This is a genomic window from Phycisphaera sp. (genome assembly GCA_025916675.1).
Taxonomy (GTDB): Bacteria; Planctomycetota; Phycisphaerae; order Phycisphaerales; family UBA1924; genus JAHCJI01.
The window spans coordinates 1,580,320-1,603,481 of record CP098402.1 but is presented as its reverse complement, the minus strand read 5'-3'; the positions used below and the strand labels follow the sequence as shown (position 1 = coordinate 1,603,481).

The following is a 23,162-nucleotide window of genomic DNA, read 5'->3' as shown; positions in this document are numbered from 1 at the left end:
CAAATATATTGCATCCTGGCAACAGGTCAAGCTCATCGAGAAAATTAGTGGTTGCCGTCGGTGACGCGGAGCACTTCTTGGACGGTCGACAGCCCGTCTTTGACCTTGTTCATGCCGTCCATCCGCAGCGAGACCATGCCGCGCTCCATGCACATGCGGCGAAACTCGCTGACGTTGGGGTTGCCCGCGACGACGTCCCGCAGCCGGTCGTCGACCGCCAGAAGCTCGTAAATACCGACACGACCCGAGTAGCCGGTGCCGCGGCAGCGGTCGCAGCCCTTTGCAGTCCAGATTTTGTCGGTGCTCATGCCCTGCATCTCGAGGTACTCGGCCATCTCCTCGCTGGGCCGTTCCTCGGCCTTGCAATGTTTGCAGAGGCGGCGGAGCAGCCGCTGGGCGAGCACGCCATTGACGGCGGCACCCACCAGGAACGGCTCCAGACCGATGTTGACCAATCGAGTAATGCTCGAAGGCGCGTCGTTGGTGTGCAACGTGCTGAGCACCAAGTGGCCAGTCAACGCGGCTTGCACCGCCGTCATGGCGGTTTCCATGTCGCGGATCTCACCGAGCATGATCACGTCGGGGTCCTGACGCAGCAGGGCCTTGAGGGCCTTACCGAAGGACATGCCGATCTTCTCGTGCGTCTGTGTCTGGGTGACGCCGTCGAGGTGGTACTCCACCGGGTCTTCCACGGTGGAGATGTTCATCTTGTTCTTGTCGAGCGTCCGCAGCGAGGCGTACAGCGTGGTCGTCTTACCCGAACCGGTCGGGCCGGTCACCAGCGTGATGCCGTGCGGAGCCGTCACGAGGCTCCGCCACACCTGGAGCGTGTCGTCGGAGAAGCCCAGGTCCTCGAGCTGCACGTTGATGCTCTTGGTGTCGAGGATACGCATGACGGTCTTCTCGCCATACGTGTTGGGCAGGGTCGACATACGCAAGTCGAGCTTGCGGCCGGCCACCGAGCAGCGGATGCGTCCGTCCTGGGGGATGCGTCGCTCGGAGATGTCGAGGTTGGCCATGATCTTCAGGCGGCTGGTGATGGCCGCCGACATCGAACCGGGCGGGTTCATGGCCTCGAAGAGCACGCCGTCGATGCGGAACCGCACCTTGAGCTTCTTGTCGGCCGGCTCGATGTGGATGTCGCTGGCCCCGTCCTTAATGGCCTGCTGGATGATGTAGTTGACGTAGCGGATGACCGGGCTCTCGCCGGCCTTCTGCTCCAGGTCGACTTCCTGCGAATCCTTCTTCTCGACTTGGACGTCGTCCTCGTCGACCTGATCGAGGATCTCGTTGAGGTCGACGTCCTCGGGCTCCTCCTCGTGCTCGCCCATGCCGGCAACTTCGAGGGCCCCGCGAATGTCGAACCCCGTGACCACCACGATCTTGACGCCGACCACTCCAAGTGTCTCGCGCAATTCATCGAAGAGGAACACGTCGTCGGGCCGCACGACACCCACGACCGCGCGCTGTCCTTCGGTGCGCAGGGGTAGAACGAGGTGATCGCGGCAGTAGTCCCCAGTCAACCGTTGGAGCATCGCCCCATCGAATCCGCCGTCGAGGCCAGAGTCCAGATCGATGCGCTCGAAGGGGAGGTTCGCGTTCTCGGCCACGCACCGCTGCACGGCTTCCTCGTCGGCACCGCGCTCGATGAGCACCTCGATCAGCCGCCGCCCGGGCGTCTGCTTCACGATGGCCTGCGCCTGCGACATGTCCTCGCCCGAAACGGCGTGGGCCACGACCAGGCGCTGGGCGAGTTCCGTGGTGTCGTACTCGTCGCCCGCCGCGGCCTCATCGGGGGCGTAGACGTCGCTGATGGCCTTGCCCACCCGGGCGTCGGGTGCGTCCTTCGGCCGTTGCTTGACGGCCGGGTCGCTCTCGACCGCCCCGCGTCCCGCGTCGCCCTGGTTGGCGGGCATCGAGGGCAGCGGGCTGAACGCCTGCTCGGATTCGTCGATCCGGTGGCGAGCGCCCTTGCCCTTGCCCTTGTCCTGGCCTTCGGGCTTGCCCGAATCGGTCAGTTCGCTGAGGATGTCGTCGATGTTGTACTTGCTCATCTGTCGAGCATCCCCCGAAAAGAGTGCTTAGCGCTGGCTTTCCATCTCGAGCGTGCGCATCAGCGTCTTCGCGCGGAATGTCACCGCACGGCCCGAGATCGAGACGACCTCGAGCACGCCGTCAATCTTGTCACCGATGCGGTACACCTTGCCATTGATCTTGGCAAGCGGGTTCGTCTCGCTGTTGAGCACCATCTCGATCTTCATCGAGCCCAGCATCTGCTCGGCCTTTACCAGCACCTGGTCTCGGGCCTGAACGGGCCCGGCGGAGATGATGGGCGCGTCTTCCTGGGGAGCGCGGTCGAGGCGGAACGGGTTCTCGTGGATCTCTTCCAACGGGATCTGGGGCGGAGGGCCGGCGAGCGACAGACTCTTGAGAATGCGATCCTCGCCCTCGTAGTGGCGGGCCTGGGTCTGCTCGATCGTGTACCGCATCTCGACGGGCTTGAGCAATTTGCCGGGCGCAATGCCGCGGACGTGCATCCAGTAGATCACGCCGCCAGTGACCAGCAGCACGCCGGCGACGATGCCGATCTGGATCGGCAGCCGCTTGCTGCCGTCGGTCCCATAGCTCTCGACGATCTTGACCTCTTCGCCGGCACTCTCGGGTAGTTGTGTGGGATCGGTGCTCATCAGGCCTCCTCATCCTGGAAGTAGATACTCAGGGTGAACTCGGCCACCATGTGCCCATCGACCTTGTCCGACCGCCTCACGGTCATCTCGGGCAGGCGGGTGATGCGATCGAGCCGTTCGAGTTCCAACAGGAACTTGTAGAATCCACGGAAGTCGCCCACCATCTCGATCTTGAGCGGCTGCTCCATGTAGAGCGACGCCTTCACGGGCTTCTCGGCGATGATCGAGGGCTGCTGCAGCCCCGCCTTGCCGGCTAATTCCGAGATCTGACGAACGACGTTGCCCAGTTCCTTGTTGGTGGGCAGGCGGCTCTCGATGGTCTCGATGCGCTCGGCGATCTGGGTTGTCGCGGCTTCCAGCGTGCCGCGTCGGGCGCTCTCTTGCTGGAGCTTCTCGAGCTTCTCGCGCCGCAGCGCGATCTCCTCGCGGGCACGCTCGATCTGGGTGTTTTGCGGCCTGAACACGAACCAGTAGCTGGCCAGCGGGACGGCAAAGAGCACCAGGAGAAGGACGAGTTCACGAACACCAAACTTCATGTTACAGACCCTCCCCATCGTCGGGTTCGATCACGATCGCTTCTTCGCCCTCTGGCTCGCCTTCGGGCAGGTCGGAGGGTTCTTCGGTAGGAAGTGTGGTGCCGTTGGCCAGCGCGTCGGCCGACGACGGCGGCTCGATGCCTCGCGCATCGGCCCGCGGGTCGATCTCGGCGCTGATCTGGAACTTGCGCAGCTCCAGGTCTTTCATCTTCTGCCGCTCGGTGTAGTGCATCTCCACACGCCGCAGCAGCGGGGACATCTTGAGCGCTTCCAAATAGTCGGCCACCTCTTCGTTGGTCGACGTGACGCCGGTGAGCGTGAGCGTGTACTCGTAGCGTGGCGGCAGGATCGAGGCCTTCTCGTCCGTTTCGGCGCTGGCGCCGGTCCTGGTGCCGCCGAGCGAACCGGCCTGGCGGCCTCGCACGCTGGTGCGCTGCTGCTGGGCGGTCTGGCCCTTGATCGGGGCAGCCTCAGCCACCCGGCGGCCCTTGAGTTCCACCGTCAGCAGGGTCATCTCGTCGGGCATCCGCGTGACCAGCTCGGCCATCAGGATGCTGCGCGGGACCGGCTCGATGAGCGCGGTCACGATCTCGGCCTTCTGGAGCATCTGCTCCTTCTGCTCTTCCAGCTTGATGAGCAGCTCGATCTCGGGCTCGGCGGCCGTGTACTGCACGGCGATGGCCTCACGCTCGTCATGCACCGACTTCCAGTTGCGGTTGGTGACGAAGAAGGCCGCCACCACCGTGCCCATCACGGCGCAGAAGAGCGTCAGGCCAATAATGTTGGCCCGCCCCTCGGCCTTGCGCTGGACATAGTCCTCGGGGAGGAAGCCTCCGCCAAGGGCGCCGCCCTGCTGGTTGTTGTCGCCTGAGGGTCCGAGCATGACGATCCTCCGTAGATCCGCGTCTGATCAAAGATCGGTTGGGCGAAGGCACAAGCCAAGCGCCACGGCCCATCCGGGTTGGCTTCCGCTGAGGTCCGTGCCGATGCAGGGCTCATTTCCGGTCCGGGTAACACGAGCGAGCGGGTCGGCCATCTGCGCCGGCAGTTTCAGCCGCTTGGCGATATGCGTGCATAACGCGATCTGCCGGGATTCCCCGCCTAAGAACACCACCCGCTCGATCTTGCGCTGCGGGCATAATCCGTTGTAATACCGGACGCACATCTGGACCTCGTCGGTGAGGATCTCCAGCGGCTCGGTCAGGTCGGTGCCCGTGCGCGACATCGTTTCGTCCAGCGTTTCCATGCCCGCGGCGCTCTCGTCCAGGGCGGCCATCACGGCGCTGTCGCCGTTGGTCTCGCTGCTGGGCGTGGCGCGGGAGCGCTTCAGGGCGGCCTCAAGCATCGCCAGGCCCGAACCACCAACCGCCTGGTCGACGCTCTCGTCCTTGGACGCCGCGGGGGCCGCAACGGCCTCGGGCACAAGCGTCTGGAGGTTCAGGCGGATCGAGCGGGCACGCTCGAGGTCGATGTTCTGCTCGCGGGCGATGGCCTCGTCCAGGTGCTTGCCGCCGATCTCGACGAACTTGGCAAAGGCCAGCCGCTCGCCGTCGCCGACCAGAACGCGGGAGCCACCGGCACCCAATTCCAGGTAGAGCGTGGGCTTGTCCTCGTGGCCCTCCAAGTGGCGGGTGCACGCGTGCATGGCCGTGATGATCGCCTGGAAGTCGCTGTGCATCGCGACCGGCTCGAGCTTGGCAGCCTTGAGGGCACGCATCAGCCGCTGGATCACGTCGCGGCCCGCACCCATGCAGATGACCTCGCCGCGGCTGCCGGTGCCGGTACTCTCGACGGGAACCCACCGGTACACCAACGCGTTGGGGTCGCAGCCCAGGGCGGACTGGATCTTGGCCCTCACCAGCGTGTCGAGCCCCACGCCATCGGCCTTGACGATCTTGAGGTGCTTGCAGAACGACATGGCGCTGGGCATGGAGCACACCGCCCGCTTCCCCTTGAATCCACCGGCCTTGACTAACTTGGGCAGCGCCTCGATCTGGTAGGCCATGCGGGCCTGGGCGTCACGACGAAGCCGCGAAGGCATCTCGAGCGCTGCGGCGGCCACGAGGTGAGGATTCGCCCCGGTCGTGATCTGGAGCACCTTCAGCTCGGCGGTCCCGAACTCGAAGGCGATGGGCGACACCGACCCGCTCATGAGGCGGGTCGAGCCGATCGCGGAGAGTGTTTTCAGCGAGATGCCCACAACGGCCCCCTGACCCGCACTTTGGCCCACGCGCAGCATCGCCACGCAAATCCACGGTCAGCCCATGGAATCGGTCCTTGCAGGGGGCAAATCCAGCCTCGCTTGTCAGTTCGGTAGCCTGTTCAGATCCGCCCCGCCCGCACAATCGTGCGCTCGGACCCATTCGGTGAGTTATCGGGCAAGGGCGGCGGCACCGACATCCCTGGCCAACTCGCCGAGCACATCCAGAGCCTCGCCGATCGACCAGACCTGGCATTCACGGTTTCCGGTCGTGTTGCTGATAACCCGGAGCTCGATGAATGGCACGCCGAGCTTTGCGGCCACTTGGCCAACCGCAGCCCCTTCCATCGCCTCGGCGACCGCGAGCGTGCGTTCGGCCACAGTGCTGGCCAGGGCGTCGGTCCCAGAACATGTCGACACGGTCGCCACGGGGGCCGTCGTCGACACGAGCGGACCCAGGCAATCCAACAGCCCGGGGGACGCCGGCACGCCCCGATCGTCGAAGGGGCCAAGCGGAAAACCCATCTGCGAACACCCTACAAACGACCCGTCGGGCAGAGCGAGCCCCTCGTCGGCATAGATCGATCGTGTGGCCGCGACAGTACTCCCGATGGCCAGCGGCTTGCCATTAGGAAGTGCCCCGGCGATGCCGAGATTCACCACAGCTCCATACGTCCGAGAATGTAACGCAATACCGACCCCAGCGGCCGCGTTGGCCTTACCGACACCTGTTGTTAGTACGGCAAGGCCATCATCTGTCTCGCGTGGCTCCCACTCGGCAGCCGCATCGGCATCGAGCCCAATGCCGGCAAGCACCGCCCGTGCTTCTGCGGGGGCGGCGACAACGAGGAGCCAGGGGGCATCACGAGATGGTTTAGGAGGCGTGATCATGGTCTGTGAATCGATCCGGGAGGCCCCAGATATTTGCGGGTTTTCGGTGACAGGCTGGAACCTATCGGGGCTCTGAGTGGTTCAACGCTAGTGTGCAAGAATACCGACTGCCGATGGATCGGCCAATCTGGTGCGATTCGGCATCCGATTCGGAATTTTCGAGAACATCTCAGGGGTACGAGCCCTCGGGAAGGTGGCCCATGGGACAGGTACGAGCAAGGCGAGGCGGCATCTTGGTGAAGGCTGCGGGGGCAGTCGTGGTGCTGGCCGTGGTTGGTGGCGGGCTTTGGTACGGCTCGACACAATTAGCTGACATGGACACGGTCCGCTCGAGCGACTTGGTCGAGGCTTCAGTTCGTGACTTTGACATCCAGACGATCGCCACGGGGGAGCTCGAGGCCCGCCAGCAGGTCGAGATTCGCAACAAGCTCGACAGCCGGGCGACGCTGACGACCATCGCCAAGGAGGGCACACGCGTCAAGAAGGGCGACGTGCTTTTCACGCTCAACAGCGAGTCGATCGAGGAACAGATCACCGAAGAAGAGAGCCGCGTCGAGACGGCCCGTGCCGATCTGGAAGCCGCTGAGAACGCTTATCTCATCCGGGTCAGCGACAACGAATCGAATCTGCGTGCGGCCAACCTGGAGAAGGAACTCGCTGAGCTCGCGCTCCAGCAGTGGCGTGATGGCGACGACCTCAAGGAGACCGAGCGGCTCCAGGCCGACTTGGATAGCGCCAAGCGAAATTCCACCCGGCTCAGTGAGAAGCACGAGCAGAGCAAGACATTGTTCGAGAAGGACTTCAAGAGCAAGAACGATTTTGATCAAGAAGTGATCCAACTACTCGAAGCCGAATCTCGCGTAAAGCAGGCCCAGCTCGCGTTCGACACCTACCGAGATTACCAACGCCCTCGCGACGAGAAGCAGCGCACGAGTGACGTTGCCGAAGCCGAGGCCAAGGTCGAGCGCGTGCGAAAGCAGAATGCCATCGAGTTGGCCAGCCGGGAGGCGAACCGTAAGAACGCGCGCCGCCAGCTCGAGCTACGCGAGGAGCGTTTAGCCAAGCTTCGTGAGCAACTCAGCTTCTGTGTGATCCACGCACCAAACGACGGGCTGGTTGTGTACAACTCGAACACACGCCAGGGCCGCTGGAACAACGACCCCCCCGAGCCCGGCACCGAGATTTCGCCGAACCAGGTCGTGCTCGTGCTACCCGATACGACCGAGATGGTCGCGTCCGTACGGGTTCATGAGTCCCTGGCAGGGCGGTTACGTCCGGGCCAGCCCGCCATGGTGCAGATCGAAGCGCTCGGCTCTCGCGTCTTGCCGGGCACGGTTGATTCCATCGGTGTGCTCGCCGAGAGTGGGAGCTGGCGCGATCCGAACCTGCGCGAATACACGGTGCGCATCTTGCTCCAGCCCGGCGAATCGGCGAAGGATCTGAAGCCCTCGATGCGAGCAGAAGCCACCATCGTGCTGGATCAGGTCGACGATGCGTTGACGATCCCAGTGCAGTCGGTGTTCAGCGAAGGCCGCCTCCGGTACGTCTACTTGCCCAATGGTGCCCGCTACGAACGAGTGCCCATCCGCCTGGGGCGTCGCAGCGAGACCGAGGCCGAAGTCCTTGCAGGGATTTCCGCGGGAGACCGTGTCCTGGTTCGGGATCCCGACCAGGGCGAGGTGCTCAGCCAGGAATGGGATGAGTCCAGGCTGGAAACGGTCGGCTTCACACTCGACGAGAACGGCCAACCCGCGCCAGCCCAACGCGAGGGCCGTCCGGGACGCTCCGCGCAGGCGAAGCCTGCCGAGGCCGAGACGAAGGAAGCCACGACCGTCGAAGCAAGTACGGAAGACGCTGGCGAGGCTGTCGAGAAGACCGAGCAGGTCGCGACGACGGCGGAAGCCGAGCAGCCCGCAGAGCAGGTCCAGCCGGCTGGCTAATTCCGCTTCTTAGGAGGCATCAAGGGTTTCGGCCCGGTTGATCCGCTCGCGGTCGGCCCTGCGCAGGTCGAACTCGCTGGTGCTGGGCAGCAGGAAGTTCTCGTCCGAAACATCGAACCCCTCGGCGTGCGAGATGTACAGGTCTGGCGTGCAGGACAGATCGATCAGGCCCTTGGGTTCCTCGCCGGCGTCGAGCAGGTCCGAGTCATCGGGGCTGGCGTCGACCGCGGCTTCCAGCCCTTCGATGGGTAGCACCCGCGGCCGACAGGGATCATCCGGGCGCCAGTTGCAAACGACGGCCCTTGAGTCGTTGCTCAGGGTGACGATCGAGCCGGGCGCGTAAGCCGGCACCGACGCAACCAATGCCCGGATGACCATCGGGTCGTACCGTTTTGAGGTCTCGCCCAGTGCCATCTCGCGAAGGGCAGATACCGTCGCGCGGCGGGCCTGCGGGACCGAATCGGCGCCTGGCGCATCGCCGCTGTCACGCAAGCGATCGAATTCGTCGGCCACGGCAACAATGCGCGCGAACACGTGGATCTCCTGGCCTACCAGCGGGATGGCACCGCCGCCCAACAGCTTACGCCGCGGGAATCCCGAGCCGTCATGGGCCTGGTGGTGGTGGAGTACGACCGCGGCGGCGGACGGGTCGACGCCCTCGCGCACCATATCGAAACCGAGCTTCACGTGCCGTTGCCAGTGTGGGTCGGTCTCGTCGTGCTCGCGGTTCCACTTTCGCAGGGTCTGCGTGGGCAGCCGCAGCATGCCCACGTCGTGCAGCATCGCGCCCACGCCCAGGGATGTCACATCCTTGGCGTGCGCGGGGTGGAGCCTCGAGCGTTCGGCGATGAGATAGTCGCCCAGCTTCAGGCCCATCAGCAAGCTCAAGAAGCACACCGAGTTGGCGTGCCGGCCGTGTGGCGTGTCGGCGGTGGAGAGTTCTTCGACGTAGTACGCGGCGGTCGGCGCGCGCAGCAATTGCTCGATGAGCCCAACAATGGCGCGCTTGTAGGCAGCATATTCGAGCTTTGCCTTGGCATTGCCGGCCACGGTATCAAGGGCGCTGAGCACCTGATGGCTCAGCCCGGCACGCGCTTGCAGGATGGCAGGACTCACAAACCCGCCCAGGAACCCCATGCCCGGATAGTGGATCCAGATCTCGCGCAGCTCGATTTCCCGCAGGCGCGCGATGAGGCGGCCATCCAGCGTGACACCCGACTTGAGCAGCACCGGACCGCCGCGCCTGGGGTGGTAGACGGGCATGGCCAGACGCATGCCGTCGGCGGCTTCGTGGATCGATACGCGCAGCATGGGCCCCTCCGGGTACTCAGACGTTCATTGGACACCATCGGCATCCGGAACGCCTGAATTGGCCTCAGTTGCGGCGAAACCGCGCGAATCGTCAAAGATTGGCATCGGACCGTGTTATGCGGACTGCATCAAGACAACCAGGGTGATGTAAGCCGCATAGGCGGTCATCAGCACGGCACCCTCGGCCCGGCTCACGCTGAATCGCGTGATCATGATCGGTAGCAGGATGAGTGTCAGCCCCAGCATGACCCACGCGTCGCGTTGCATGGCGATCGCGGGTACTTCGAGTTCACCGACCAGACCGCTGACGCCCACGACGCACAGGACGTTGAAGATATTGGACCCGAGCACGTTGCCTACGGCCAGGTCCGAGTGGCCCTTGAACGCGGCCAGCACCGTTGTGACAACTTCGGGCAGCGACGTGCCCATGGCGACCAGCGTGAGCCCGATGATGAACGCCGGCACGCCTAGAGCGGTCGCCAAGTCGGTCGCGCCCAGCACCGCGCGTTCCGATCCGATGACCATCGCGCCCAAGCCCAACACGACCAAGAGCAGGTTCAGCACCACGTTTGGCTGCTTTGCGTCCTCGTCGGGCGTCTCACCCTGGGCCTCGATGACCAACGCGGAGTCTTCGGGGTCGAGGTGCTTCGAGGCGTAGAGCGTCCATGCGATGAATGCGACGAATCCGACGATCAGCAACATGGCTTCGGTGCGCGAGATGCTGCCGCCGAAGAGGGTGAACACCATGCTGATCGTGACCACGATCAGCATGGGTACTTCTCGCCGGACCACGCCGCCGCGCACCCGGGCCGGCTTGATCACGGCGGCCAGCCCGAGCACGAGCCCGATGTTGGCGATGTTTGATCCGATGACCGTTCCCACGATCAGGTTGCTCTCGCCCTTCAGGACGGCCCCGACGCCGGTGGCCAACTCGGGCATGCTGGTACCGAAGGCGACCACGGTGAGCCCGATGATGAAGTTCGAGACGCCCAGCCGCTTGGCGAGGGACGTGGCGCCGCGGAGCATGATCTCGGCCCCACCAACGAGCAGCGTCAGTCCGAGCAGCAGCCACAGCAGCGAGGCAAGGTGTTGCAAGGTCCTGGGTCTCCGGTCCGGACGGGGCGATAGGGATCACCCGACCAGCAGGACGGGCCCGGCATGGTAGCTTGGGATGTTGCTCGGCTCGGACCCTGTACGCCTCGTAGGGGTCAGCCCCCGCCGAGTGAGAACCACTGGGGCAGCACGGGCACCACCACTAACGCCACCGGCCTAGGAGCGCCATCGGGCCCGACCGAGGACAGGAGGGCTTCGGCCAAGGTCGACGTGGGCACGTCCGGACCGAAGCGGCCGAGGATCTCCCCGCGCACGGTCGGGGCGATGATCAGCGCGTACCCACGCGGGATTGACCCACGCAAAATGAGCCGCTCGAACACCGGGCCCTCGTCGAGGGCGCTGGGCGGCGTGTTGTCCGAAGTGAGCCGGGCCGACAGGCGTGCTTCGAGGCGCGAGGCCGACGTGCGCACGGGCAGGAACTGTGGGCAGAGTTCCAGCCGAAGCACCGGCTCGCTCACGCCAGGCGCGGGCCATGCACGGCCGACGATGGCGAGCCGGCCCGGCCCGAGCACGAGTGGTCCCATATCGGTTTCGATGTGGCGGTTGCCGGCGGGTATGCCCTTGGCCAGGTGCGACCATGCGGTGGTCGAGCCCCACCAGGTGCGCTCGAGGGGGCCGGGCACACCCATCAAGGATCGGAGGCTGGCCAACTCGCCGATGGGCACGAGCGCGAACTCGAGCCCGTTGCTCTCCCAAACGTTGATCGCTCGTTGATCGAGCGCGCCGCGCGTTTCGCTGTACCTGGCGAGCGCCTCAAGCCCAGGCCGCTCGGGCGAGTCGACGCGCTGCGCCATCACGAATTCCTCGAAGGTCCGGGGGCCATCGTCTGGATTGTCGATGGGCGGGCCCGCGGGCTGCGGCTCGTCGGCAGGTTGCCTGGCGTCCTGGGCTTCCTGCTCGTCGGCGGTTCGTTGCGCCTCGATTGCCAGCCAGGCTTGGTACAGTTTCTCGAGTTCGGCGTTGTTCTGCGAGCGTCTCCACGATGTCGCATCCAGGGCCCACAGCCGCAATTCCATGCCGTACCCGGCCATGGATGTCACAGGCTCAAGATCAATCGGGGGTGGGGCATCGGGGATGCGTAAGTGGCTGGTGCATCCGCAAGAGCACGACAGCACGAGGCCGGCCACCAGGGCCAGGCTTTTCTGAACGGCGATGCGGCGGTTCGGTCGCGGCATGGTGGTCTACGAGGCGTCGAGCTCGTTGATCCGGTCGATCAGCTTGCGAACCAGCCCGAAGTCGCGTCGGGTGTGGGTGAACGTGATCCTGGGCAGTTCCAGGAATTCGTCCTCGTATTCGTGCGGGCCGCCCTGGCGGATCTGCCCGGACTTGACCAATCGGGCGAATTCCTCGTTGAGTGTCGCCATGTGCTCGTTTTCGAGGCGACGGCGGACGCGGATGATCAGTTCGTCGCCCGCGTATCTGGAGCTGTGGTAATTCCGATAGAAGTCCAGCACGTGCCGCACGCCGTCGTGGGGGTCCTTGGCGTGGTAGTACAGGGCGGTGTCGTCCTCGCCGATCATCTGGCGGCTGAGCAGGGCGTTGCGAGCGAACGCGTGGAACTCATCCCAGTAACCGCCGCCCTCGCCCTCGAGCATCACGATGGGGATCATGCCGCTCTTGCCGGTCTGGATGAGGGTAAGGGTCTCGTAGGCCTCGTCCATCGTGCCAAAGCCGCCGGGGAACAGGGCGACCGCCTTGGCCTGGGACAGGAACATGAGCTTGCGGGTGAAGAAGTAGCGGAAGTGGATGAGCTTCTCGTCGCCGTGGATGACCGTGTTGGCGGTGGTCTCGAAGGGCAGGCGGATCGCGACGCCAAAGCTGGCGGCCTTGCCCGGGCCCACGTGACCGGCCTTCATGATGCCGTCGCCCGCGCCAGTGATGACCATCCAGCCCGCCTCGGCCATGTCCTTGGAGAACTCGACGCAGGCGGTGTAGTCGGGGTGGTCCTCGGGCGTGCGGGCCGAGCCGAAGATGGTGATGTTCTGGGCGTGCTCGTAGCGACCGAAAACTCGGTAGGCGTACCGCAGTTCCTTCATGGCCGCGGTCATGAGTTTCAATTCGCCGCGGTTGCGCCCGTCGGGCAGCAGCTTGAGCCCGGCGGCTACGAGTTCGGCTACGAGTTTTCGGTCGAATGGCTCGGTGGCCTCCGGCGCGACGAGATCAACCAACTGGTCGATACGCTTGCCAACGTCCTGCCAATCGGTGCGCGGCTGGGGTGTGCTGGCGGATGTAGTTTTAGGTTGTGTCGTGCCGTCCTGCATGGGCACATAGGGTAGCAACCCGGTCGGTGGCTGACCGCCAAGCTCACCATCCGCTGGTGGGCTCGCCTTGTTCACGGTCAAAGCGGCGCAGGCGTTCCTTGGTCCACTCTTCGTAGGTCAGGCCGCCCTGCAGCATGCGGCGGAACCGGTCGAGCGGGCCGACGAGTGCCTGGGGCTTCGGCGCCGGCGCGGGGTCGTCCAGCGTGCCGCGCAGCTCGATAGCCACGATGACCTCGCGGATCATCCGCACGAACGACCGGAACATCGTGTCGTTGGTGGGGCGGCTGGTGATGCTCATGTCAAGCTCGCGGCCGCGGAGGCCAACGGTGCCCAGGCCATTGAGGATCACCGAGTCAGAGCTCACCGCTAGGCGAGTGAAGGTCATGGTCTGGCCCTGGAGATAGAACTCGCCGTTTACGGCGTCGTAGCGGTCGGCACCGAAGTTGACATTCATCGCCTCAACGGCCGCGCGGATGGGAAGCGGCAGTTCGACGGGCGAGCCGCCGCGGATGCGCATCGAGCCCCGGCCGCGGAGGCTGTCGATATCACCAAACTCTCCCGCGAGGCCCAGAGACAGGTCAAGGTCGCCCGCGCCGCGGGTCTGTTCGGTCTCGCGTTCCTGGACGGCCGCCAGGAGCCGTTCGGTGTGCAGCCCCGCACCACCCAAGTCGAGTTCGAATCGAGCAGGATCACCTTCGATCGGCGGCAGGATGACACGGCCCCGGCCGGCGACGCGTCCACCACCCGCATCGGCGCGGACGTTGGAAAGGTCGATCGTGCCATCGAGATTCACGTCGGCGTGCAACTCTACATCACCTACGCCAAGACCCCATATCTGCCCTTGATCCGCAGAGATATCCATCGTTGCGCGACGCTGGGCGTGGGCGGTGTCGCTCTGGACGTCGAGGACGCCCCGATCGAACATCGCGATGGGGCGTGTGGTACCGTCTTCCTCGGAGCTCTCGGCGGTTGGCCGTAAACCGATCTCGACTCGTTCCATAGCTACGGCCGCATCGATCTCGATGCGCGTGTCCGTTCGCCGATGGGACTTGACGCGCAAGCGGCCGTCTTCGACCGTCACTTCTCCCGTGCTTTCGACGTTCATGGTGTCGAGTGTGGCACCGACACCCGGGGGCAATATGCCGATCAGTGGCGCCGGCAAACCGTGCGCGTGCGTGACGCCATCTTCCGATTCGCGGATCTGGCCATCGAGCGAGACTTCGAACTCGCTCTCGCTGCCGCCGTCGGCACGCCAATAGCCGTCGAGCGAGACCCACCAGTCGTCGCCGCCGAGGGTCAGGTAGTCGACTTCGCCCGCGTATCGGGCGGTTCCACCCGGGCCATCGTCGCTGGGTGCCAGTTCCTGGCCGGCAACCACGCCGCTGACCCAGGGCACGTCGATGCGCGTGCCGTTGCGGATCATGGAGGCGTCGTAGGGCGAGAGTTCGAAGGCCCGAAGAGGTTTGGCACCCGGCCCATCACCGGAATACGCCGGTGTTTCGAGGGCCACCAAGGCGTCGTACTCGCCGCGAATATCCCAGAGACCCAGGAGCGACTCGGCCCCCGACGCGCTGCGGTTGCCGGCGAGCGTGCGGAGGAGTTTCGATTCGAGGCGTCCGCCCTGGACTTCGAGATCCAGCGTGGTAGGTCGGGTAAACCGGCTGCCGGCATCGCGTAGGGCATCGATCGGCATCTCGCCTCGCAAGCGGACGCGGCCGATGGGTTCGTTCTCGAAGCTGCCTTCGGCCAGCACGCGATCGAAGCTGACCAGCGGCCCCTCGTCGGTGGTCGAGACTATGATCGTGCCACGGCCGTTGTCCAGGCCCATGCGGCCATCGAGCCAGTCGAAGCGCAGCCGGTCTACTCGGGACACGCGGACCTCGGCCGAGACGTCTTCGCCGGCCTTGCGCACACTGGTCGAGACGTCGGCTATGCCGCGCACATCGAAGGTATCGCGTGCTGCGAGCAGTGAACGTGCGAGCTCGGGAGCGAAGACGGCAACGGCGTCTTCCACGGGGCATTCGAGATTCAGGTCTTCTGAGGTCAGCACGACGATCGCGCTGTCCCGCCCGAAGTTGGCTCGAAAGTTTGCGCGAACGGCGCCGCCTCGTCTGGTCATGCCGGCAACTTCTCCACGGAGGCCGTCGCCATCCACGCGGATGGTACCCATCAGGCCTTCGATGGCTAACGGCTGCCGGGCATCGAGCGGGGCGGGCACGAGCGAGGCATCTTGCGGTACGATCTCGGCCCACCAGTCAATCTCGCCCGATTCGTCGCGCAAGATCCGCACCAGGGCGTTGATTTCGCCCTTCGGCCCCAGAGCGCGGAGCAAGCCGCGGGGTCCGTCCGGCTGCTCGCCCTCGCTACTACCACCCGGCACGGCGGCAAGCAGCGGTTCGTGGACGGGCACGTTCTGGGCATCGACAGTCACGTCAACGGTCGTGGCTCGGTCCTGATCCGACGGAACATCGATCGGGACGCTCACGACGACGGACAGCTTGGCCTCGCCGCCAGCGACCGTTGTCGCCCGTGCGTCCTGGGCCTCGATGCGGACCGCTTGGGGGCGTCCCATGGCCAACGTCTCCAGCTCCGACGGTAAGTCAATGGTCAACAGCGCGTCATCGATAATGACGGGAACCGGAAAGGCCTCTGGCACAAGACCAAAACCGCTCGTGCGGACCTCGACGTTGACGGTCGTGCTGCCATTGACGCCCGGCCGACGGATCACACGCACGTGCGCGTCGGCCTCACCGCCCAAGGCAAAGGCGGGCGCTCGACCGATCGCTCCGGGCTCGCGAACGAGCCCATCGCTGTACGCCGAGGCCAGCGCGTCCTCGTTCAAGATGATCTCACGGATCTCCGGGGCGACCTCGTCGAGCGTCTGCCGGAGCGTCTCGTCGTAGGGCACGCCAAAGGCTTGCACGTCGACGTCGACGCCTGTGGCGACCTGGTCGAGCGTGATGGTCGTGGACGCGAGCACTTCCGAACCCGAAGGTGTCGAGCCGCGCAGCCCGACAAGGCGGATCTGGCCATCATCGAGTTCGATGGTGCCGGACACCCCGCCTATCGGATACGGAAAGTGCTCGAACCGCATGCTCGCGTCACGGATGGTGCCGCGGCCCTCGACGCTCTGCCGCACGCCATCACCTTCGGCTACCTGCGACACTCGTGCGATGAGCGAGACGGTGCCCGCGGGTTCAAGCATGTCGAGAACCTTGGAAACCGTCTGCAGCACGGGCGTCTCTCGGTGCAGCCAGGGCGTAGCTAGGCTGAACTCGTACGGCTCGGCCGTGGCGACCTCGAACTCATAGAGCGGCGTGGCACCACCGATCCACAGCCGCATGTCGATCTGGGCGTTCGCGTCCTCGATCGTGCTGTTGAGCCGGCCCTCGATCATGAACGTGCGTTGGCCCAACCCGATCTCGCCCGGTTCCTCGGGTGCCTGCACGCTGCGCCACGAGACGCCCGTGCCATTGACCGGGGCGGGTCGCTGCACGAGGCGGAGCTGCCCGCTGCCGCTGGCCGGAATGAGCGGCTGGAGCGTGCCCTGCTCGTCGGTAGGCACGGGTAACCGAAGGTCGAGACGCGCGCTGATATCCGAATCCTCGGTGAACGGTGCCGGAAAGGGTGACGCCTCCTGGAAATCGAGCACCAATTCGAGAACGTCGAGCGCCCGGTTGTATCGCACGGTCGCGCCGCGTGTACGCCCGGCCACGGCTAACTCGGTATACGTATCACGGAGTTGGACAGGTATGGTCTCGGGCGGAAAATCCGCCATATCGATGCCGCCGAGTTTGCCAGAAAAACCATTCGGCCCCAGGCTGCCCTCGAACCGCAGGGGTTTCGCGCTCGTGCTGAGTTTCGGATCCTCGAAAGCCGTGACGTCATAGGCTCCTGGTTCATCGCGAGAGTTTCTCAGCGATGCGACCATGGGAAGCGTGCGCAGCTCGGTTATGTCGCCGCTGGTATTGTGCTCACCGAGCAGGATTTGGGCCCTGTGAACGATGATGCTCGGCAGCGGCCCGCTCGGGCCCGCCTTCTGTGGCGGCTCGATCGCCAGGATGTTGAGATCGAAGTCGTCGAAGGGCTTGCTGAGCCTGACATCAGCGTCGAACACCTCGACGCGGCGCACCAGCGACTGGCCGCGCAGCTTGCCGCGCCACCACAGCAGGATGCGACCATGCTTGATGACGAGGAACCGGGACGCCTCGCCGACCGGTCCACCGGCAACGTCGGGTGTGCGGAAGGTCACATCACGGATAATGATGTCGCCGCCGAGGTCCATCCGCAAAGAGCCACCCTCGGTCCGGACACCAAGTTCCTGCTCGAGCTTGGGGCGCAGGATCACGCCCGCCGCAGGCGTAAAGAGCAGGCCGATGGCGGTTGCCCCCAGGAGGCTTACGATCAAAGCCAGCCACGACACGCGCCACAACCACCGCCGACGCCGCGAGCGGCGTTTCGGTGTGGTCTGTGGCATGTCGTTGGTGTCGCCCAATCGGATCTCCGCGCGGTGCAGGTCAGCCTCGGACCACGTCCACCAGCCACTGAGGCATCGGGCAGGGCCGCCCCGTGGCATCAACACACGCCAGTTCCGTGGTGGCGGTCGCCAGTGGTTGGTCGTTGGTCCGACCGTGTTGTGCGTCGCCGGCTTCGATGAGTTCGATCCGATACTCGTGCCGCAGTCGGGCCCGCCCTGCGATGCTTGCGGCACACGAGATGCGCAGCACGTCGTCGTACCGCGCAGGGCGGCGATAGGCCAGTTCGAGTCTGGTCACGACCAGGAACACCCCCGAGGCTTCCATCTGGGCGTACGTCTTCCCGCTCACGCGGAGGGCCTCGGTGCGGGCCATCTCGAGCCAGGGCGCATAACTGGCGTGGTGGGCTACGCCCATGGGATCGCATTCGCAATATCGAATACGCACCTCGATGGATGTCGCCTGTGCGTCGATAGATGCTGGGTTGTGATTCGTTGCGGGCACCTGGCGAGTCTAGCGTTACCGTTTCTCGCACGACTCAGCCTCGGAGGCTCCCAGACGCCGGATGGCCCGCCCTGACACCAACCAACCCCGGGCCATGCCTGGCCGGCAAGGCGCTACCCCAGTGGAGGTCCGCGCGTTGCTGGCCACCGACCCGATCGCCCCGATCACGGACCTGTTGCACCGGGCGTACGCGGGCCAGCGGGAGCGGGGGATGGACCCCCTGGCCGGCCGCCAATCGGTCGAGATCACCCGGCAGCGCTGCTATCGGGGCCAGGCGTTCGTCGCGCTCAAGCCCTCGGATGGCCCGCCATCGGCCGGTTTTGCAACGCGATTGCTCGGGGCGATCCTCTTTCAGGAACGCGAGGACGCCGCGTTTCCGCCATGGTTCCTTCGCAAGGACGTGACGCACTTCTCGCAGTTCGCGGTCGATCCAGGGCTGCAGCGTGCCGGTGTGGGAGTGGCATTGCTCGGGCGTGTCGAGCAGGAAACTCTCGCACTGGGGGCGTCCGAGTTGGCGCTCAGCATGGCCGAGCCTGACGTGCCGCTGCGTGGGTATTACGAGCGGCGGGGCTACCGCGTGGTCCAGTCGTGGCACTGGCCGTACACCAACTACCAGAGCCTCATCATGAGCAAGACTCTCACATCGCAAACGGGGGCCAACTGATGGGCACCGACTTGGGCCGTGGCAAGACCCTCGACGCCGCGCCGGGTGTGGTGGGTGTCTCGAAGGAAGAGTTGGGCACGCTGCCCGATGACCTGCTCGAACGGCCGGAGTCTGCCCGGCACGATCCATCGCGATGGTTCGAGCATTCCGATCACCCATTGGAGATCGAGGTCGGCCCCGGCAAGGGCGGGTATCTGGTCGAGGCCGCACAAGCGAGGCCGCAGAGCAACTTCCTGGCCATCGAGCAGGATCCCGACGTGTACTTCTACACGGCGGACCGCGTGCGCCGGCATCGGGAAGCCGGGGCGATCGTGAACGCCCGGGTGCTGCGGGACGACGCGGTGGCGTTCCTGAAGTGGCGGGTGGCCGACGGGTGCGTCCACACGCTCCACCTGTACTACTCCGATCCCTGGCCCAAGCGCAAGCACCACAAGAACCGGGTGCTGCAGGATGGCTTCCTGGCCGACTGCTGGCGTGTGCTGCGCCCGAACGGGGAGCTTCGGGTCGCGACCGACCACGACGAGTTGTGGGCGTTCTACGAGCGGCAATTCGCCCGGTGGTGCGAGGGCGTGCCCGATGGGTTTGCGTCGCCGCCCTTCACGCGAGAGGACCTGCCCAAGCTGCCTTCGGCGCCCGAGGGGGGGCTGATTGGCAGCAACTTCGAGCGCAAGTTCACCGAGCTCGGCGCGACCGCTCGCGGGGCAATCTTGCGCAAGAACGCGAGCGCGAGATGACCGCGGCGGTGGTCCTGCTCAGTGGTGGGCTCGATAGCGCGACCTGCCTGGCCTTGGCAAGGCGTGAGGGATTCGAGTGCCACGCGCTGACATTCGACTACGGCCAGCGGCACAAGGCGGAGATCCGCTGCGCCCGCCTCGTCGCCGGCCAGCTCGCGGCCGCGTCGCACACCGTGTATTCGTTGGATGTTGGGCCCTTCGCCGGATCTTCGCTCACGACTGGAGGCGATGTTCCCAAGGGCGGTGCCGAGCCGGGCGAGGGCGACATCCCCTCCACGTACGTGCCGGCCCGCAATCTCGTGTTCCTCTCGATCGCGACGGCCCTTGCCGAGACGCTGGGCGCGAGCGACGTGTTCATCGGTGTCAATGCCGTGGACTACTCGGGCTACCCCGACTGCCGGCCCGAGTTCGTTGATGCCTTCGCGAAGGCGGCAACGCTGGCGACGCGCCGTGGGACGCAGGAAGACCACCCCCTGGGCGTACGCACGCCGTTGTTGGAGATGAGCAAGGCCGAGATCGTGCGCGCCGGGCTGGACGCGGGCGTGGACTTTGCGCTCACGACCTCGTGCTATGACCCCACCAAGGTTGAGCACGGGCCGATCGCGTGCGGGCGCTGCGACGCGTGCATCCTGCGGCGGCGGGGGTTCGAGGCCGCCGGCGTGCAAGACCCGACGAGGTACGCATGAGCGGGCCCGCGCTGCCGATCGCCGAGACGTTCGTCTCTATCCAGGGCGAGGGCAAGCTGACCGGCGTGCCCTCGTGGTTCGTGCGCGTGGCGGGGTGCAACCTGCGGTGCTCGTGGTGCGACACGCCCTACGCGAGCTGGGAGCCCAAGGGCGAGCAGCGCCGGGTCAGGGACTTGCTGGGCGAGGCCAGGACGTCGGGCCTCTCTCACGCCGTGCTGACCGGAGGCGAGCCGATGATCTTCGAGGCCATCGCCGACCTCTCGCGCGGCCTGGCGGAGATGGGCATCCACGTGACCATCGAGACCGCCGGCACCGTCCACCGGCCGGTGCACTGCGACCTGCTGAGCCTGAGCCCGAAGCTGGCCAACAGCACGCCCGTCGACGACCCGCGTGATCCGAGCGGGGCGTTGGCCATCCGGCACGAGAAGAAGAGATTGGACTTCGACGCATTGAACGCCTTGCTGGTCGATCACCGCGAGCGGCAGCTCAAGTTTGTGGTTGCCTCGCCGGCCGACCTGCCCGAGATTGAGGCCGTGCTGTCGCGGCTGCCCCATGTCGCTGCCCGGGACGTGTTGCTGATGCCCGAGGGCGTGGCTAGCCCCGACCCTGCCGGGCTTGGCTGGCTTGTGGAAACCTGCCTGGCTCGAGGCTGGCGGTACTGCCACAGGCTCCATATCGAGCTTTTCGGTAATCGGCGCGGAACTTAGCCCAATAACATCCGAACAAATTGCTATCGACAGCAAGAACCCGCTCGCGCGTCCCATCAAGGGTGAACATGGCGGGGGCTTGGCCAATACAGTCCCTGAGTACAGGAGGTGCGCATGTCGATCAGGATGACCGTGCTGTGCGCTGCCGTGATGGTGGCCGTCACCGGGATTGCCGTTTCTTTGCTCCCCAAGGACGCGGGAGCGGGGCAGCGGGGCGACGAGGCCGATACGGGTCTGGTCTTCGCCACGCCGAAGGATCAGGCTGGTGCCAACGTGCCGGCAGACGTCCAGGCTGATGTTGCCTTCGCGGGCAGCCTCAGCCGCGTGTTCCGCCACGCCTCGCAGAACATCGAGCCATCGGTGATCCACATCCAGACCGCCCGGCGGGTGTATCGCACGGTGCGTGACCAGTTCGGCCGCATCGTGCGAGAGGAAGAAACCTTGCCCGCTGGTGTTGGTTCCGGTGTGATCGTCACCGCCGACGGGTTCGCTCTGACGAATCACCACGTGGTGCAGGGTGCCGATGAAATCCTGGTCACGCTGTCCGATGGGCGGACAGTGCCGGCCCAGCGTGTCGGCTCGGACCCCGGTACCGACCTCGCGGTTTTGCAACTCGAGGCCAAAGACCTGATCCCAGCCCGCATTGCCGATAGTGATGGGTTGCAAGTGGGCGACTGGGTCGTAGCCGTGGGCAGCCCGTTCGGGCTCGACCACACCGTGACGGCGGGCATCGTGAGCGCCAAGGGCCGCAGTGGCCTGGCACCACGCCAGGCAACACGGCAGCGTGTCGATCGTTTCGAGGAGTTCATCCAGACCGACGCGGCCATCAACCCCGGCAACAGTGGTGGGCCACTGGTGAACCTGCACGGCGAGCTCGTGGGCATCAACTCGATGATCGCCTCGTCCGATGGCGGGGGTTCGGTGGGCATCGGCTTTGCCATCCCCAGCGCGATCGCCACCAGCGTGTTTGAGAACGTCCGAGAAACCGGCCAGCTCGAGCAGGGCTTCCTGGGCGTGAGCGACCTGGTCAATACCTCGGATGTTGCGGCCGATACCGGACAAGACCTGCCGATTGGCGTGTACGTGCAAACGGTGATTGACAACGGTCCGGCCGATCTCGCTGGCATCCGGCCCGGCGACATCATCATCGCGATCAACGGCCGCCAAACCGAGAACTTCAACCGCTTGCGAAACCTCGTAGGCCTGACGCGTCCCGGGACGCCGATCACGTTGCAGATTGTCCGTGATGGCCAGACCCTCGAACTCGAGGCTGAGGTTACCGGGAGCGATCAGCTGCGAGCCCTCGCGTATCGCGAGCAGCACCAGGCAGAGCGACGCGCACTCGAACAAGCGATGGAGCGGGCCCAGGCGGTCAGCGTACTCGGGGTCCAGGGGTCGACGATCGATCAGAGCGTGCCGTTGCTCTTCCCCGGCATGCCGAGCGAGGGCGTGCTGGTGATCGAGGTTGATCCAGAGACGCCAGCGAGCGCTCTGAATATTACCAAGGGCGACGTGATCCTGGGCGTCAACGGCCGGGAAGTCCGAACGGTCGAGCAACTCATCGGCGTGATGGAGAAGGCAGACCTGAGCACCGGTGTGCGTGTCGAGTTCGTCAGCGGCGGTCGCCGCCAGAGCGCGGTGGTTCGGTTGCGGGGCTAGCTCAAGGCTCCGTAGAACGGGCGATCAGGTCGTCGATGGCCCTCCAGTAGGCCTCTGGGTCCGACGGCCCATCGTTGTGGCCGCCGTCTGTTTCCAGGTACACCGAATCGGACGCGATCTCATGCAGGCGCTGGCTATGGATGGGCGGCACGATGGTGTCCTGCTTGCCATGAATCAGCAGCACGGGGCGATCGAAGTTCGCGAGAACCAGGTCGGTGCGGAACGGATCGCGGCACAGAAACCCCGGGACGCGCATCGATCGGTACATCGCCGTCAGGCTCGAGAACGTTGACTCGAGGATCAGCCCCGCAAGCGGGCGGCGCCGGGCGAGCTGCGCTGCGACACCCCCGCCAAGTGAGAAGCCGTGGGTAAAGACGAGATCGGCGTCGATGCCATCGCGTGCCTTGATCGTGTCGTATGCGGCGACTGCGGCTGTGGTGGCCGAGGCTTGGGTTGGCTTGCCGGGTGTGCCGCCGTAACCGGGGTACTCGACGAGCGCAACCGCCAGCCCTCGCGACTGGTACACCTTGGCGGTCGAGAGCGTGCTGGCGATATTCTCGCCGTTGCCGTGGAAGAGCATGATGGCCGGGGCGGGTTCGGTGGTTGTGGCCGGCAGGAACCACACCACCCCCGCGTCGGTCTGCATGGCCTGGACGCCATTGGGCGGTGGTGGCAACGGCCCGGCGATGGAAGCCGGAAAGATCATGGCCCGGTCGGGTGAGAAGATCAGGCCGATGGCCAAGAGCAGCACTCCCATGACCGCGATGATCACGCCGATGCGCATGATGCCGCGG

19 protein-coding genes are annotated in these 23,162 nt (G+C 65.5%); 6 read left to right on the top strand and 13 right to left on the bottom strand.

Features of this window, described 5'->3' with window-relative positions; genetic code table 11:
* Nucleotides 1–44 precede the first annotated feature (44 nt).
* From NCW75_06955 to mqnB, 6 genes are all read right to left on the bottom strand, one after another.
* The gene (locus tag NCW75_06955; protein UYV14022.1) at nt 45–2,054 is read right to left on the bottom strand and encodes a GspE/PulE family protein; all 2,010 of its coding nucleotides are present in this window, start codon (nt 2,052–2,054) and stop codon (nt 45–47) included.
* A gap of 27 nt (nt 2,055–2,081) precedes the next feature.
* On the bottom strand, nt 2,082–2,687 hold the full coding sequence (locus NCW75_06950) for a hypothetical protein (protein UYV14021.1): 606 nt from the start codon (nt 2,685–2,687) through the stop codon (nt 2,082–2,084).
* Entirely contained in the window at nt 2,687–3,223 is a 537-nt protein-coding gene (pilO, locus tag NCW75_06945) for a type 4a pilus biogenesis protein PilO (protein UYV14020.1), read from the bottom strand. The genes NCW75_06950 and pilO overlap by 1 nt, the downstream gene beginning before the upstream one ends.
* Before the next feature lies 1 nt (nt 3,224).
* A complete protein-coding gene (locus tag NCW75_06940) occupies nt 3,225–4,106 on the bottom strand; it encodes a PilN domain-containing protein (protein UYV14019.1) in 882 nt (293 codons plus the stop codon).
* A 27-nt stretch (nt 4,107–4,133) separates the two neighbouring features.
* A complete protein-coding gene (locus tag NCW75_06935) occupies nt 4,134–5,423 on the bottom strand; it encodes a hypothetical protein (protein UYV14018.1) in 1,290 nt (429 codons plus the stop codon).
* 171 nt (nt 5,424–5,594) lie between these two features.
* Nucleotides 5,595–6,314 (bottom strand): futalosine hydrolase, encoded by a 720-nt coding sequence (gene mqnB / locus NCW75_06930; GenBank protein UYV14017.1) that lies wholly within the window; start codon nt 6,312–6,314, stop codon nt 5,595–5,597.
* A gap of 200 nt (nt 6,315–6,514) precedes the next feature.
* Between mqnB and NCW75_06925 the strand changes: the two genes are divergently transcribed.
* Nucleotides 6,515–8,254: an HlyD family efflux transporter periplasmic adaptor subunit gene (locus NCW75_06925; GenBank protein UYV14016.1), complete on the top strand. Its 1,740-nt coding sequence runs from the start codon at nt 6,515–6,517 to the stop codon at nt 8,252–8,254.
* A 9-nt stretch (nt 8,255–8,263) separates the two neighbouring features.
* On the opposite strand, the gene NCW75_06920 is transcribed toward NCW75_06925, so the two are convergent.
* From NCW75_06920 to NCW75_06895, 6 genes are all read right to left on the bottom strand, one after another.
* Nucleotides 8,264–9,565, bottom strand: coding sequence for an HD domain-containing protein (locus NCW75_06920; protein UYV14015.1), 1,302 nt, complete (start codon nt 9,563–9,565; stop codon nt 8,264–8,266).
* 114 nt (nt 9,566–9,679) lie between these two features.
* Nucleotides 9,680–10,660 carry a calcium/sodium antiporter gene (locus NCW75_06915; protein ID UYV14014.1) on the bottom strand — a complete coding sequence of 327 codons (981 nt, stop codon included), beginning with the start codon at nt 10,658–10,660 and terminating at the stop codon, nt 9,680–9,682.
* 113 nt (nt 10,661–10,773) lie between these two features.
* Nucleotides 10,774–11,853 (bottom strand): hypothetical protein, encoded by a 1,080-nt coding sequence (locus NCW75_06910; GenBank protein ID UYV14013.1) that lies wholly within the window; start codon nt 11,851–11,853, stop codon nt 10,774–10,776.
* Nucleotides 11,854–11,859: 6 nt separating this feature from the next.
* A complete protein-coding gene (locus tag NCW75_06905; GenBank protein ID UYV14012.1) occupies nt 11,860–12,939 on the bottom strand; it encodes an LOG family protein in 1,080 nt (359 codons plus the stop codon).
* A gap of 43 nt (nt 12,940–12,982) precedes the next feature.
* Nucleotides 12,983–17,416, bottom strand: coding sequence for a hypothetical protein (locus tag NCW75_06900; GenBank protein UYV14011.1), 4,434 nt, complete (start codon nt 17,414–17,416; stop codon nt 12,983–12,985).
* Between the two features lie 40 nt (nt 17,417–17,456).
* Nucleotides 17,457–17,918: an acyl-CoA thioesterase gene (locus tag NCW75_06895; GenBank protein ID UYV14010.1), complete on the bottom strand. Its 462-nt coding sequence runs from the start codon at nt 17,916–17,918 to the stop codon at nt 17,457–17,459.
* Between the two features lie 94 nt (nt 17,919–18,012).
* Between NCW75_06895 and NCW75_06890 the strand changes: the two genes are divergently transcribed.
* From NCW75_06890 to NCW75_06870, 5 genes are all read left to right on the top strand, one after another.
* The gene (locus tag NCW75_06890) at nt 18,013–18,582 is read left to right on the top strand and encodes a GNAT family N-acetyltransferase (protein UYV14009.1); all 570 of its coding nucleotides are present in this window, start codon (nt 18,013–18,015) and stop codon (nt 18,580–18,582) included.
* The gene (locus tag NCW75_06885; protein UYV14008.1) at nt 18,582–19,316 is read left to right on the top strand and encodes a hypothetical protein; all 735 of its coding nucleotides are present in this window, start codon (nt 18,582–18,584) and stop codon (nt 19,314–19,316) included. Before NCW75_06890 ends, NCW75_06885 begins: the two co-directional genes overlap by 1 nt.
* Nucleotides 19,313–20,002, top strand: a complete 690-nt coding sequence (gene queC / locus NCW75_06880) for a 7-cyano-7-deazaguanine synthase QueC (protein UYV14007.1) — start codon at nt 19,313–19,315, stop codon at nt 20,000–20,002. The genes NCW75_06885 and queC overlap by 4 nt, the downstream gene beginning before the upstream one ends.
* Nucleotides 19,999–20,709 (top strand): 7-carboxy-7-deazaguanine synthase QueE, encoded by a 711-nt coding sequence (locus NCW75_06875; protein UYV14006.1) that lies wholly within the window; start codon nt 19,999–20,001, stop codon nt 20,707–20,709. The genes queC and NCW75_06875 overlap by 4 nt, the downstream gene beginning before the upstream one ends.
* A gap of 114 nt (nt 20,710–20,823) precedes the next feature.
* Nucleotides 20,824–22,368 (top strand): trypsin-like peptidase domain-containing protein, encoded by a 1,545-nt coding sequence (locus NCW75_06870; GenBank protein UYV14005.1) that lies wholly within the window; start codon nt 20,824–20,826, stop codon nt 22,366–22,368.
* Between the two features lies 1 nt (nt 22,369).
* Here NCW75_06870 and NCW75_06865 read toward each other — a convergent pair whose 3' ends face one another.
* Nucleotides 22,370–23,152: an alpha/beta hydrolase gene (locus tag NCW75_06865; protein ID UYV14004.1), complete on the bottom strand. Its 783-nt coding sequence runs from the start codon at nt 23,150–23,152 to the stop codon at nt 22,370–22,372.
* Between the last annotated feature and the right edge of the window lie 10 nt (nt 23,153–23,162).

Coding starts and splice junctions, on each gene's coding strand:
- queC (UYV14007.1), top strand. CDS start 19,313: ATGACCGCGGCGGTGGTCCTGCTCAGTGGTGGGCTCGATAGCGCGACC.
- NCW75_06925 (UYV14016.1), top strand. CDS start 6,515: ATGGGACAGGTACGAGCAAGGCGAGGCGGCATCTTGGTGAAGGCTGCG.
- mqnB (UYV14017.1), bottom strand. CDS start 6,314: ATGATCACGCCTCCTAAACCATCTCGTGATGCCCCCTGGCTCCTCGTT.
- NCW75_06865 (UYV14004.1), bottom strand. CDS start 23,152: ATGCGCATCGGCGTGATCATCGCGGTCATGGGAGTGCTGCTCTTGGCC.
- NCW75_06875 (UYV14006.1), top strand. CDS start 19,999: ATGAGCGGGCCCGCGCTGCCGATCGCCGAGACGTTCGTCTCTATCCAG.
- NCW75_06950 (UYV14021.1), bottom strand. CDS start 2,687: ATGAGCACCGATCCCACACAACTACCCGAGAGTGCCGGCGAAGAGGTC.
- NCW75_06910 (UYV14013.1), bottom strand. CDS start 11,853: ATGCCGCGACCGAACCGCCGCATCGCCGTTCAGAAAAGCCTGGCCCTG.
- NCW75_06885 (UYV14008.1), top strand. CDS start 18,582: ATGGGCACCGACTTGGGCCGTGGCAAGACCCTCGACGCCGCGCCGGGT.
- NCW75_06955 (UYV14022.1), bottom strand. CDS start 2,054: ATGAGCAAGTACAACATCGACGACATCCTCAGCGAACTGACCGATTCG.
- NCW75_06870 (UYV14005.1), top strand. CDS start 20,824: ATGTCGATCAGGATGACCGTGCTGTGCGCTGCCGTGATGGTGGCCGTC.
- NCW75_06890 (UYV14009.1), top strand. CDS start 18,013: ATGCCTGGCCGGCAAGGCGCTACCCCAGTGGAGGTCCGCGCGTTGCTG.
- NCW75_06905 (UYV14012.1), bottom strand. CDS start 12,939: ATGCAGGACGGCACGACACAACCTAAAACTACATCCGCCAGCACACCC.
- NCW75_06920 (UYV14015.1), bottom strand. CDS start 9,565: ATGCTGCGCGTATCGATCCACGAAGCCGCCGACGGCATGCGTCTGGCC.
- NCW75_06900 (UYV14011.1), bottom strand. CDS start 17,416: ATGCCACAGACCACACCGAAACGCCGCTCGCGGCGTCGGCGGTGGTTG.
- pilO (UYV14020.1), bottom strand. CDS start 3,223: ATGAAGTTTGGTGTTCGTGAACTCGTCCTTCTCCTGGTGCTCTTTGCC.
- NCW75_06940 (UYV14019.1), bottom strand. CDS start 4,106: ATGCTCGGACCCTCAGGCGACAACAACCAGCAGGGCGGCGCCCTTGGC.